Genomic DNA, 11,624 nt, shown 5'->3' on the forward strand with positions numbered 1-11,624 from the left:
CCATGAAGCTCGCGACGTACCGCCTGCCGGACGGCGCAGTCCGCCACGGCGCGATCGTCGACGGCGGCCGCGTCACCGACCTCGGCTCCGGCGACCTCCTGCCCGTGGTCGCCTCGCTCGCGGCGGGCGCACCCACCCGGCCCGGAGGGGCGACCCGTGCGCTGGACGAGGTGACCCTGCTCGCGCCGCTGCTCCGTCCGGGCAAGGTCCTCGCGGTCGCCGCGAACTACCAGGAGCACGTGACCGAGACGGGCGGGGAGCGGATCGACAAGTCGCGGATCTCGCCGCGGCTGTTCATCAAGCCCGCCACCTCCGTCAGCGGCCCCGGCGAGGAGATCGCGCTGCCGTCCGTCAGCCCCAGCATCGACTGGGAGGCCGAACTGGTCGTGGTGATCGGGCGCGGCGGCAAGGACATCCCGGTCGAGAGCGCCCTGGACCACGTCGGCGGCTACACGATCGGCAACGACGTGTCGGCCCGGAAGATGGACTACGGCCACGAACGCGACACCGACGACCCGGCGGTCGCGTTCTTCGACTGGCTGAACGGCAAGTGGCTCGACGGGTTCGCCGCGCTCGGCCCGTACCTCGTCACCGCCGACGAGGTGCCCGACCCGCAGAAGCTCGAGGTCGTCCTCGAGGTCAACGGGCGGGTCCGGCAGCACGGCGACACCGGTCAGATGATCTTCAACGTCGCGGAGCTGGTGGCGTTCGCGTCCCGGCTGATGACGCTGGAGCCCGGCGACGTGCTGTACACCGGCACGCCGTCCGGGGTGGGGATGGCATCGGGGGAGTTCCTGTCCGCAGGCGACGAGATGACGGTCCGCGTGACCGGGCTCGGAAGCCTGGTGAACCGCGTCCGCTGAGCGGACCAGTGGCCGGGCGGATTCCCCGGCCACCGCCGAGAAGAGGCAAGTCAATGACCATTCGTTCCGGCAGGACGAAGACCGGCAGAGTGAGGCGGGGCGCCGCGGCGGCACTGGGCGGCGTGCTCGCGGCCGGTGTGCTCGCCGCCTGCAGTTCCGACCCGACGCAGAAGACCTCCGGCGGGGACGCGGGCGTCCTGAACATGTACCTGTACCAGAAGCCGAAGACGTTCAGCCCGCTCGCGCCGAACAACGGGCCCGACCAGCTCGTCATGTCGTTCATCTTCGACTCGCTGTACGGCGCGGACGGGTCCTACGCGCTGCAGCCGCACCTGGCCGCCGCCGCGCCCGAGGTGTCCGGCGACGCCAAGACGATCACCTTCAAGCTCAAGCCGGGCCTGAAGTGGAGCGACGGGAAGCCGCTCACCTCCAAGGACGTCGTGTTCACCTACACCGCCCTCGCCGACCCGGAGACGGGCAGCGCGCAGGCCGGCAAGTTCGCCGCGGTGACCGGCGCGCAGGCCCTCGCGGACGGCAAGGCCGATTCCCTCGCGGGCGTGACCGCCCCCGACGCCACCACCGTGAAGATCACCACGACGCGGCCGGCGGCGGGGCTGCCCGGGCTGATCGGCAACACCCCGATCCTGCCCGAGCACGTCCTCGGCGACGTGCCGGCGGAGGGACTCGGCGACAACGGATTCTTCACCGAGCCGACCGTCGGCTCCGGAGCGTTCACGTTCGTCGACTACAAGACCGACCAGTACGTCGAGCTGAAGGCCAACCCCAACTTCCGGGAGCCGGTCTCGATCAAGAAGGTGTACCTGAAGCCGGTCACCTCCGACGTGGCGACCGCCCAGCTCCGCACCGGCGAGATGGACCTCACCCAGGTCTCGCCGACCGACCTGCCGACCGTGAAGCAGATGGACGGCGTCAAGGTCGTGTCCGCCAAGAGCCCCGGCTTCACCCGGATCGCCCTCAACCAGTCCCAGAAACGGTTCAAGGACGCCCGCGTCCGGCAGGCGTTCCTCACCGCGATCGACCGCAAGGGGCTGGTCGGCAAGGTGCTCGGCGGCGCCGGGACGGTCGTGAACTCCAGCTTCTACGGCGACGTCGCCTCGTCCGCCGCGAACGACTACGCCTACGACCCGGCGAAGGCGAAGAGCCTGCTCGCGGAGGCGGGCTGGGACGGCTCCAAGCCCGTCACGCTGTCGTGGATCCCCGGGCAGCGCGACCGCGACACCGCCGTGACCGTGATCCAGAGCCAGCTCAAGGCCGCCGGCGTGGACGTGAAGCTGAAGCAGGTGCAGGCGGACGAGCTGCTGTCGTCCTACGAGGAGAAGTCGTACGACATGGCGCTGTTCGGCGGCGGCAACTACGCGACCGAGCCGTCGACCGTCTCCACCATCGCCGACTGCGACCAGGGGTACCCGGCGGGCGGCAACGTCGCCCACTTCTGCGACCCGGAGCTGGACGAGCTGCTGTCCAAGGCCGACGCGGTCGCCGACCCGGCGGAACGCAAGAGCCTGTTCCAGCAGGCCGCCAAGGTCGAGAACGCCCAGGTCCCGTACCTGTGGCTCTACAACCCTGACACGGTCTGGGCGTACCGGACGCGCCTGTCCGGCTTCGAGCCGGCCGGCCTCCCGACCAACGAGGTCGGGACCTGGAACTTCGCCAACTGGAAGCTGAGCTGACCCGCGCCGGGCCGGGGCCGCTCGCCCCGGCCCGGCCGGTACCGACGGGAGGAGGTGAGGCATGGCGGCCTACGTCATCCGGCGCCTGCTGGTGAACGCGCTCGTGTTCGTGCTGATCAGCATCGGCATCTTCGTGCTGGTGCGGGTCGCGCCCGGCGACCCGGTCCGCATGATGGTCGACCCCGAGCAGATGCGCGGCGGCGGCGCCGCGTTCATCGAGGCCAAGCGGCACGAGCTGGGCCTGGACCGGTCCGTCGTCGTCCAGTACGGCAACTGGCTGTCGGGCGCGCTGCACGGCGACTTCGGATACTCCTACGTCGCGAACCGCCCCGTCTCGGCGGTGCTCGGCGAGCGGGTCGGGCCGACGCTGCAGCTCATGGGCGCCGCGCTGGTGGTCGCCCTGGTGGTGTCGGTCGCGCTCGGCGTCGCCGCGGCGGTGCGCCGCAACACCGCGGTCGACTACGGCGCGACCGTCCTCAGCCTCGCCGCGGTGTCGGTGCCGCCGTTCTTCCTCGGCATCGTCGGGATCTACCTGTTCTCGCTGAAGTGGGGCGTGCTGCCGTCCGCCGGGATGACGACGCCGGGCGGCGGCGGGCCCGTCGACCAGCTCCGGCACCTGATCCTGCCGGGGCTGATCCTGGCGTTCGTCACCGCCGGGCCGTTCACCCGCTACGTGCGCGGCGGCCTCGTCGACGAGCTGGGCGCCGACTATGTCCGGACGGCGGAGGCGAAGGGCGCGTCCCGGGCCCGCGTCGTCATGCGGCACGCGCTGCGCAACTCGCTGATCCCGCTGATCACGGTGGTCATGTACCAGATTCCGCAGATGCTGGCGGGCGCGGTGGTGATCGAGCAGGTCTTCGCCTGGCCCGGCATGGGACAGCTCGCGGTCAGCTCGATCGGCCAGCACGACTACCCGGTCATCGTCGGGTTCGCGCTGTACGTGGCGGTCCTGGTGCTGCTCTGCAACCTGATCGCGGACGTCCTGTACGCCGTCGTCGACCCGAGAGTGAGCCTGCGATGACCGCGATGCCCGCCGGCGCGCCGGCCGAGAAGGTGAGCAAGAAGCCGTCCCTGGAGAAGGGTCCGGGGCCGGGCGGGGCGCCGTCCGCGTCGCCGCGGGCCCGGGCGGTGCGGCGGTTCCGGCGGAACCGGCTCGCCGTCGCCGGCGGCGCCGTGCTCGGCACGGTGGTGCTGATGTCGCTGCTCGCGCCGCTGATCGCCGGTGACCCGAACGCGGTGGACCTGGACGCGGTGCGGCAGGGCCCGTCCGGCGCGCACTGGTTCGGCACCGACACCTCGGGCCGCGACGTGTTCGCCCGCACCCTGTACGCCGGGCGGGTGTCGCTGCTGGTGGGGCTGGCCGCCGCGCTCGGCGCCGTCGTGGTCGGCACCCTGTTCGGCGCGGTCTCCGGGCTGTTCGGCGGCGTGGTGGACAACGTCATCATGCGGATCGCCGACATCGTGATGTCGTTCCCGACCGTCGTGGTGATCCTGGTGCTCGCCGGGATCGTCGGGCCGAGCGTGACGGTCCTGATCGTCGCGATCGGCATGACGCAGTGGCCGGTCGCCGGCCGGGTGGTGCGGGGCGTGACGATGTCGCTGCGCGACCGCGAGTACATCCAGGCCGCGGAGGCGTCCGGGGCGAACGCGCGGTGGCTGATCCGCAAGCACATCGTCCCCGCGGCGCTGCCGCCGGTCACGGTGACCGGCACCCTCGCCGTCGCCCAGGCGATCATGCTGGAGACCACCGCGTCCTTCCTCGGGCTCGGTGTCCGGCCGCCGCAGGCGAGCTGGGGGAACATGCTGAACGACGCGCAGAACCTGACGCTGATCCAGACGATGCCGTGGCTGTGGATACCGCCGGGCGTCGCGATCGCGGTGACGGTCCTCGCCGTCAACTTCGTCGGGGACGGGCTCCGCGACGCCGTCACGCCGGGAGGACGCACATGACCTCGCTCTCGAAGAAGGAACCCGCCGGGCCGCTGCTGGAGATCGAGGACCTGGTCGTCGAGTTCGCCGGCGACGAGGAGACCGTCCGGGCCGTGGACGGCGCCGGGTACACCGTCGCGCCCGGTGAGACGCTCGGCGTGGTCGGCGAGTCGGGATCGGGCAAGAGCGTCACCGCCATGTCGGCGCTGGGGCTGATCAAGCCGCCGGGCCGGGTCGTCTCGGGCCGGGTCGTGTTCGACGGGTCCGACCTGCGCGCGATGCCCCGGCGCGAGCTGCGCAGGCTGCGCGGCGGCCGGATCGCGATGATCTTCCAGGATCCGATGACGGCGCTGAACCCGGTCATGTCGGTCGGCGCGCAGATCGGCGAGGCGCTGCGGCTGCACCGGCCCGGCATGTCGCGGGCGAAGGCGCGGGCGCGGGCCGCCGAGCTGCTGGCCCTCGTCGGGGTGCCGGGCGCGGAGCGGCGGCTGAAGCAGTACCCGCACGAGTTCTCCGGCGGGATGCGGCAGCGCGCGATGATCGCGATGGCCATCGCCAACGACCCGGACCTGCTGATCGCGGACGAGCCGACGACCGCGCTGGACGTGACCGTCCAGGCCCAGGTGCTGGACCTGATCCGGCTGACCCGGCGGGAGACCGGCGCCGCGACGGTGCTGATCACCCATGATCTCGGCGTGGTCGCCGAGCTGGCCGACCGGGTCGTGGTGATGTACGCCGGGCGGGTCGTCGAGCACGGCACCGTCGCGGCGATCTTCGACTCGCCCCGGCACCCGTACACGCGGGGGCTGCTGGAGAGCCTGCCCTCGCTGGACGGCGAGGTCGGCGACCTGACCCCGATCCCCGGGTCCCCGCCGGCGCCCGGCGAGGTCGCGGAGGGCTGCGCGTTCGCGCCGCGCTGCGCGATGGTCCGGGACCGGTGCCGGGTGGAACGCCCTGAGCTGGTCCAGTCCGGGACGAGGCGCGCGAGCGCCTGCCATTTCCACCATGAGCTGGCGGGGGAGGAGACCGATGCCCGAGCTTGAGAAGGCGGCGCCGGCGGAGCCGGACGAGGTTCTCGGCGTCACCGGCCTCGTCAAGCACTTCCCGGTCCGGTCGGGGCCGCTGCGCCTGCGGACCGGCAGCGTCCACGCGGTCGACGGCGTCGACTTCTCGCTGCGGGCCGGGCGGACGCTCGGCCTGGTCGGCGAGTCCGGCTGCGGCAAGACGACCACGGGACGGATGGCGGCGCGGCTGCTGGCGCCCACCGCCGGGCGGATCGCCGTGTCCGGCCGGGACGTCACCCGCGTACGCGGCGCCGAGCTGCGCGCCCTCCGCCGCGACCTGCAGCTGGTGTTCCAGGACCCGTACGCGTCGCTGTCGCCGCGGATGACCGTCCACGACATCATCGCCGAGCCGCTGCGCGTCCAGGGCCGCTACGACGACGGGGGCCCGGCGCGGGTCGCCGAGCTGCTGGACATGGTCCGGCTCGCGCCCTCGCACGCCCGCCGGTACGCGCACGAGTTCTCCGGCGGGCAGCGGCAGCGCATCGGGATCGCCCGCGCGCTCGCCCTCGGCCCGAAGGTCCTCGTGCTGGACGAGCCGGTCAGCGCGCTGGACGTGTCGATCCAGGCGCAGGTCGTCAACACCCTGCGGGAACTGCAGCGCGAGCTGGGCGTGGCGTACCTGTTCATCTCGCACGACCTGTCGGTGGTGCGGCACGTCTCGCACGAGATCGCCGTGATGTACCTCGGGACGATCGTGGAGCGCGGCACCCGGGAGGAGATCTTCCGGAGCCCGGCGCACCCGTACACGCAGGCGCTCCTGTCGGCCGTGCCGCGCACGCGGCCGGGCGCCCGCGAAGGGCGGGAGCGGATCATGCTGACCGGCGACGTGCCGAGCCCGATCGACCCGCCGTCCGGCTGCCGGTTCCGCACCCGCTGCTGGAAGGCGCGGGACGTCTGCGCGACCGAGACGCCGCCGCTCGTCGAGCGCGACGGCGTCGGCCATCCGGCCGCCTGCCACTTCGCCGAGCCCGCCGACGTGCTCGCCACCGCCTGACCGCCACCGCCCGACCTGCCCGCAGACCGACCTCGCCGCAGACCGATCCGAAGGAGACACCTTGCACGACGCCGACCAGCGCCTGGCCGCCGCCCCGGTCGAACCGGGGCCCGCGGGGGAGCGCCCGTCCGTCGCCGCCGCGCGCCGCTCCGGCGCCGTCCTGATCGCCTCCGGCCAGGTCGCCGCCCGCGACGGGAAGCTCCTCGCCGAGGGCCGCGTCGGGGCGGACGTCTCGCTCGACGCGGCCCGCTCCTGCGCGCGGCAGTGCGCCCGCAACGTCCTCACCGCCGTCCGGGAGGAGCTGTCCGGCGACGGCGGGCTCGGCGCGGTCGAACACGTCGAGGCGGTGTCGGTGTGGGTGGCGTCCGCGCCCGGGTTCACCGAGCAGCATCTCGTCGCCGACGCAGCGACGGCGCTGTTCACCGAGGTGTTCGGCGACGACGCCGGGCGGCACGCGCGGGTCGCGCTGGGCGTCGCCGCCCTGCCGACCGGGAGCCCGGTCGAGGTGCAGGCCGCCTTCCGCCTGCGCCCGGAGACGGCGGCGACGTGACCGACCTGCTCATCACCGGCGGGACGCTCGCCGACGGCACCGGGGCGGCGCTGCGCCGCGCCGACCTCGCCGTCCAGGACGGGCGGATCACGGAGGTCGGCGACCTGGCGGGACGTCCCGCCGCGCGGACGATGGACGCGTCCGGCCAGGTCGTGGCGCCGGGGTTCGTGGACGTCCACACCCACTCCGACCTGACGCTCCTGTCGGGCCCCGAAGCGCACAGCGCCGTCCGGCAGGGGATCACGACCGTCGTGGTCGGCAACTGCGGCCTCGGCGTGACGCCCGTCCCCGCCGACGCCTCCGCGCACCACCTTGAGGCGCTGCGCGCCGCCGCCGGATACCTCGACCTGGACCCGGCCGTCCGCTGGGACTGGACCGACCTGCCCGGCTACCTCGCCGCGCTCGACACCGCGCGTCCGGCGGTGAACGTGGCCGCGCTCGTCGCGCACCTGCCGCTGCGCGCGGCGGCCGTGGGGTTCGGCGACCGCCCCGCCGACGCCGCCGCGCTCGACCGGATGCGGGGCCTGCTCGGCGACGCGCTCGCGGCGGGCGCCGCCGGCGTCTCCACGGGCCTGGTCTACGCGCCGGTCTGCTACGCCCGCGAGGACGAGCTGGAGGCGCTCGGCCGGACCGCCGCCGCGTACGGCCGGCTGTTCGCCTGGCATGTCCGCGACTACGCCGACGGGCTGCTCGACTCCGTCCGGCAGGCGCTGCGGGTCGCGGCGGCGACCGGCTGCCGCACCCAGATCTCGCATCTCGTCGCGGTCGGGCGGCGCAACCACGGCTCGGTCGCGCGGGCGCTGGAGCTGATCGACGCCGCGCGGGCCGCCGGGCTGGACGTCGCCTTCGACATCTACCCGTACCTGGCCGGGAACGCGCCGCTGTCGCAGCTCCTGCCCGCGTGGGCGCAGGAGGGCGGCGACGGGCCGATGCGGGCCCGGCTCACCGAGCACGCCGTCCGCGCCCGCGTCCGGGACGAGTGGCGCGACCTGCCGAACTCGTGGGACGACATCGCCGTCGGCGGCCGGGCCCTCCCCGACCTCGCCGCCGACTCCGGAACCGACCCGGCGGACGTCGCGCTCGACCTCGTCGCCGAGCACGGCAACGCCGTCCAGATGGTCGCGGGCGGGCGCAGCGAACGCGACCTGGCCGACGCGCTCACGCATCCCGCCGCCGTCATCGGCTCGGACGGCCAGGCCCTCGACCCCGGCGGGCCCACCGGGCACGGCATGCCGCATCCCCGCTCCTACGGCTGCTACCCGCGGCTGTTCGCCGAGTACGTCCGGTCCGGCCCGGAGGGCGGGGAGGGCCGTCCCACCGCGGGGAACCGGCTTGGGCGGCTCGGGCTGGCCGAGGCCGTCCGCAAATGCACGTCGGCCGCCGCCGAGCGCGCCGGGCTCACGGGCCGCGGCGTCCTCCGCGCCGGGACCGCCGCGGACATCGTGGTTTTCGACCCCGCGCGCATCACCGATAGGGCTACGTTCGCAGCACCCCAGCGGTATCCGGACGGGATCCGCGCGGTCATCGTCGGCGGCCGTGCCGTGGTCGAGGACGGCGCGCACCTCGGCGCGCACGCAGACGCCCGGCACGGCGAGATCCTGCGCATCCCCTGAACCGCGCACCCCCTGATCAGAGACGAGGCACCCATGGAGAGAGCCAGAGGGACAGGAGCCGTCGGGCCGCGGCGGCCCGCGGCCCGCCGCGGCAACGTGGACGACGACCGCCCCGCGGCGGCCAACTACCACGCCAACGCGCTGGCCCGGGGCCTGGCGCTGCTGGAACGCCTCGCCGCACAGACCGGCACGCTCACCCTGAACGACTTCTCGACCGGAACCGGCCTGCCGAAGAGCACGCTCGTGCGGCTCCTCGGCGTACTGGAGGAGATGGGCTACGTGGTCCGCGCCGACGAGCGGCCCGCGTACCGGCTCGGCCACAAGACCCTGACGCTGTCCACCGCGTACCTGACCGGGCTGGACCTGTCGCAGGTGGCTGGCGGGCACCTCGCGAGGGTCGCCGAGGCCACCGGCCAGACCGCCAACCTCGGCGTGCTGGACGGGCGGGAGGTGCTGCACGTGTGCGTCCGCGAACCCGACCGGCCGATCCGCTTCCACACCACGCCCGGCACCCGCGACGCCGCGTACTGCACCGGGCTCGGCAAGATGCTGCTCGCCCGGCTCGACCCGTCGGACCTGGCCAGGCACCTGCCGCCCGAGCCGTTCCCGGCCCGGACCGAGCACACCCTCACGACGGCCGGCGCCCTGACCGAAGAGCTGCGGGCCACCGTCGATCGCGGTCACGCCCTCGACGACAACGAGGGCAGCGTCGGCCTGCGCTGCGTCGCCGCGCCCGTCGAGGTGGACGGGGCCTGCGTCGCCGCCGTCAGCGTGTCCGGGCCGTCCGCCGAGTTCGACGACGACCGCCGCGCCCGCTACCTGGACCGGCTGCGCGCCGCGGCGGCGGACCTCGCGGCCGACGCCGACGTCGTCGCCGCCCTGGAGTTCCTGCACTCGTCCCTGCGCTCCGGCGTACCGCACACCCGGGAGGACGGTTGATCGACTTCCACACCCACTGCCAGCGGCCCGAACACTGGGGCCACGAGTGGGACAACCACTGGAAGCCCGTCTACGGGCGCGGAGCCCACGAGTTCACCCCCGCCGACTACGACCGCGCCATGGCGGACGTGACCGCCGCGTGCGTGTTCGGGATCCGCGCCACCGCCGCCGGGGTGCTCACTCCGAACGAGTTCACCGAGGGGTTCTGCGCGGAGACCGCCACCGAGACGATCGGGTTCATGGCGCTCGACCCCACCGACCCCGACGTGCTCGACCAGCTCGCGGACGGTGTCGCCCGCGGGCTTCGCGGCATCAAGCTGTACCCGGTGCTCGCGCTGTTCGACCCGCGCGACACCGTCCACGACCCGTTCTACCGGGCGGCGGCCGACGCGGGGCTCGTCGTCCTGTGGCACATGGGCGCCACCCCGAGCCCGGCCGGGGACCTGTCGGTCAGCAACCCCCTGGTCGTGGACGACGTCGCGCGCCGCCATCCCGGCCTCGTCCAGATCATCGCGCACCTCGGGCACCCGTGGCAGCGCGAGACGATCGTGACGCTGCGCAAGAACCGCCGCGTGTACTCGGACGTGTCGGCGTGCTGGGCCCGTCCGATGGACGGCTACTTCGCGCTGGCCCGCGCCCAGGAGTGGGACGTGGTCGACAGGCTCGTCTTCGGCTCCGACTTCCCGCTCTGGACGCCCGCCGAAGCCGTCGCGGGACTGCGCGAGATGGCGGGGCGGCGCCCGTCCGGCTTCCCCGAGATCAGGAAGGAGACCGTCGAGTGGCTGCTGGACGGAGACCCGCGACCGCAGATGGGCCTCGCATGACGGCGGACCTTCCGCCCGGCGGGCTGCCCCTGGACGAACTTCCGACGCCCGCCCTCCTCATCGACCGCGCCCGCATGGAGGCCAACCTGACCGCCGTCGCCGGCTCGATCGGCGCTGCCGGGGTCGCGCTGCGTCCCCATTTCAAGACCTCCAAGTGCCTCGCGGTCGCGCGCCGCCAGCTCGCCCACGGCGCGATCGGATTCACCTGCGCCACGCCCGCGGAGGTCACGCTGCTCCAGGACGCGGGCGTCGAGGACGTGCTGTGGGCGCACCAGCCGGTCGGACCCGCCAAGGTCGCCTTCGCCGTCCGTGCCATGGCCCGGGGCGGGCTGACCGTCGCGCTCGACTCGACGGAAGCGGCGGAACCGCTGTCGGAGGCGGCGGCCGGCGCGGGCGTCACGGTCCCCTTCGTCCTGGAGGTCGACACGGGCCTGCACCGGGCGGGCGTCGATCCCGACCGGGCCGTCAGAACCGCCGCCGCGCTCACCGCGCTGCCCGCTCTGGAGATGCGAGGCGTCCTCACTCACGAAGGGCACCTCGCCGCGCACGGGTCCGACCGTGCCGGGCTGGAGGCCGCCGGCGCCCTCGCCGGACGGACGCTGGTGCAGATCGCCAAGGCCCTGCGTGCCGAGGGGCACGAGTGCCCGCTGGTCTCGGTCGGCTCGACACCGGGCGCCACCTCCGCGCCGTTCGCCGAAGGGGTCACCGAGGCCCGCCCCGGCACGTACGTCTACTTCGACGCCAACCAGGTCGGCCTGGGCAGCGCCCAGATCGACCAGTGCGCGCAGACCGTCCTGACCCGCGTCGTCAGCGCACAGCGTCCCGGAACGGTCATCGTCGACGCGGGCATCAAGGCGATGAGCTCGGACTCCATCGCGACCGCCGGCACTCTGGGGATCGTCTGCGACGCGGCCGGCGCCCCGCTGGACGGGCTGGCCTTCACCGGCGGCAACGAGGAGCACGGCTACATCACCGGCCCGGGCACTTCGGGTCTGCGCGTCGGCGACCCGCTGCGGATCGTCCCCAACCACGCCTGCGGCACGACCAACATGTGGAGCGCTCTGCATTTCGTGGACGGCGACCGGGCCGTGGAACGCCACCCGATCGAAGCGCGCCATTAGGCACGCCATTCGCTGGACGACGACAGGCCAACGAAA

General features: G+C 73.8%; 11 protein-coding genes. All 11 read left to right on the plus strand.

All coding sequences use genetic code 11. From position 1 onward, the window contains the following. The first annotated feature begins 2 nt into the window (after window positions 1-2). The 11 genes from AB0C35_RS13000 (at window position 3) to AB0C35_RS13050 (ending at window position 11,588) form a co-directional block, all read left to right on the plus strand. Window positions 3-863: a fumarylacetoacetate hydrolase family protein gene (locus AB0C35_RS13000; protein WP_358454129.1), complete on the plus strand. Its 861-nt coding sequence runs from the start codon at window positions 3-5 to the stop codon at window positions 861-863. A gap of 53 nt (window positions 864-916) precedes the next feature. Next, a complete protein-coding gene (locus AB0C35_RS13005; protein WP_358454132.1) occupies window positions 917-2,554 on the plus strand; it encodes an ABC transporter substrate-binding protein in 1,638 nt (545 codons plus the stop codon). A 61-nt stretch (window positions 2,555-2,615) separates the two neighbouring features. Then, on the plus strand, window positions 2,616-3,575 hold the full coding sequence (locus AB0C35_RS13010) for an ABC transporter permease (protein WP_358454134.1): 960 nt from the start codon (window positions 2,616-2,618) through the stop codon (window positions 3,573-3,575). Beyond that, the gene (locus tag AB0C35_RS13015) at window positions 3,572-4,504 is read left to right on the plus strand and encodes an ABC transporter permease (protein ID WP_358454137.1); all 933 of its coding nucleotides are present in this window, start codon (window positions 3,572-3,574) and stop codon (window positions 4,502-4,504) included. Before AB0C35_RS13010 ends, AB0C35_RS13015 begins: the two co-directional genes overlap by 4 nt. Next, complete coding sequence (locus AB0C35_RS13020) at window positions 4,501-5,526, plus strand: ABC transporter ATP-binding protein (RefSeq protein ID WP_358454139.1); 1,026 nt, start codon at window positions 4,501-4,503, stop codon at window positions 5,524-5,526. The genes AB0C35_RS13015 and AB0C35_RS13020 overlap by 4 nt, the downstream gene beginning before the upstream one ends. Beyond that, complete coding sequence (locus AB0C35_RS13025) at window positions 5,513-6,541, plus strand: oligopeptide/dipeptide ABC transporter ATP-binding protein (RefSeq protein WP_358454142.1); 1,029 nt, start codon at window positions 5,513-5,515, stop codon at window positions 6,539-6,541. Before AB0C35_RS13020 ends, AB0C35_RS13025 begins: the two co-directional genes overlap by 14 nt. 61 nt (window positions 6,542-6,602) lie before the next feature. Continuing rightward, window positions 6,603-7,091 (plus strand): RidA family protein, encoded by a 489-nt coding sequence (locus AB0C35_RS13030; RefSeq protein WP_358454144.1) that lies wholly within the window; start codon window positions 6,603-6,605, stop codon window positions 7,089-7,091. Further along, window positions 7,088-8,704, plus strand: coding sequence for a D-aminoacylase (locus AB0C35_RS13035; protein ID WP_358454147.1), 1,617 nt, complete (start codon window positions 7,088-7,090; stop codon window positions 8,702-8,704). The genes AB0C35_RS13030 and AB0C35_RS13035 overlap by 4 nt, the downstream gene beginning before the upstream one ends. Before the next feature lie 33 nt (window positions 8,705-8,737). Beyond that, on the plus strand, window positions 8,738-9,643 hold the full coding sequence (locus AB0C35_RS13040; RefSeq protein ID WP_358454150.1) for an IclR family transcriptional regulator: 906 nt from the start codon (window positions 8,738-8,740) through the stop codon (window positions 9,641-9,643). Then, window positions 9,640-10,467 (plus strand): amidohydrolase family protein, encoded by an 828-nt coding sequence (locus AB0C35_RS13045; protein ID WP_358454153.1) that lies wholly within the window; start codon window positions 9,640-9,642, stop codon window positions 10,465-10,467. The genes AB0C35_RS13040 and AB0C35_RS13045 overlap by 4 nt, the downstream gene beginning before the upstream one ends. Further along, window positions 10,464-11,588, plus strand: coding sequence for an alanine racemase (locus AB0C35_RS13050; RefSeq protein ID WP_358454156.1), 1,125 nt, complete (start codon window positions 10,464-10,466; stop codon window positions 11,586-11,588). Before AB0C35_RS13045 ends, AB0C35_RS13050 begins: the two co-directional genes overlap by 4 nt. Window positions 11,589-11,624 lie beyond the last annotated feature (36 nt).

This window comes from Spirillospora sp. NPDC048819 (assembly GCF_040650055.1).
Lineage (GTDB): Bacteria > Actinomycetota > Actinomycetes > Streptosporangiales > Streptosporangiaceae > Spirillospora.

Coding starts and splice junctions, on each gene's coding strand:
- AB0C35_RS13000 (WP_358454129.1), top strand. CDS start 3: ATGAAGCTCGCGACGTACCGCCTGCCGGACGGCGCAGTCCGCCACGGC.
- AB0C35_RS13005 (WP_358454132.1), top strand. CDS start 917: ATGACCATTCGTTCCGGCAGGACGAAGACCGGCAGAGTGAGGCGGGGC.
- AB0C35_RS13010 (WP_358454134.1), top strand. CDS start 2,616: ATGGCGGCCTACGTCATCCGGCGCCTGCTGGTGAACGCGCTCGTGTTC.
- AB0C35_RS13015 (WP_358454137.1), top strand. CDS start 3,572: ATGACCGCGATGCCCGCCGGCGCGCCGGCCGAGAAGGTGAGCAAGAAG.
- AB0C35_RS13020 (WP_358454139.1), top strand. CDS start 4,501: ATGACCTCGCTCTCGAAGAAGGAACCCGCCGGGCCGCTGCTGGAGATC.
- AB0C35_RS13025 (WP_358454142.1), top strand. CDS start 5,513: ATGCCCGAGCTTGAGAAGGCGGCGCCGGCGGAGCCGGACGAGGTTCTC.
- AB0C35_RS13040 (WP_358454150.1), top strand. CDS start 8,738: ATGGAGAGAGCCAGAGGGACAGGAGCCGTCGGGCCGCGGCGGCCCGCG.
- AB0C35_RS13050 (WP_358454156.1), top strand. CDS start 10,464: ATGACGGCGGACCTTCCGCCCGGCGGGCTGCCCCTGGACGAACTTCCG.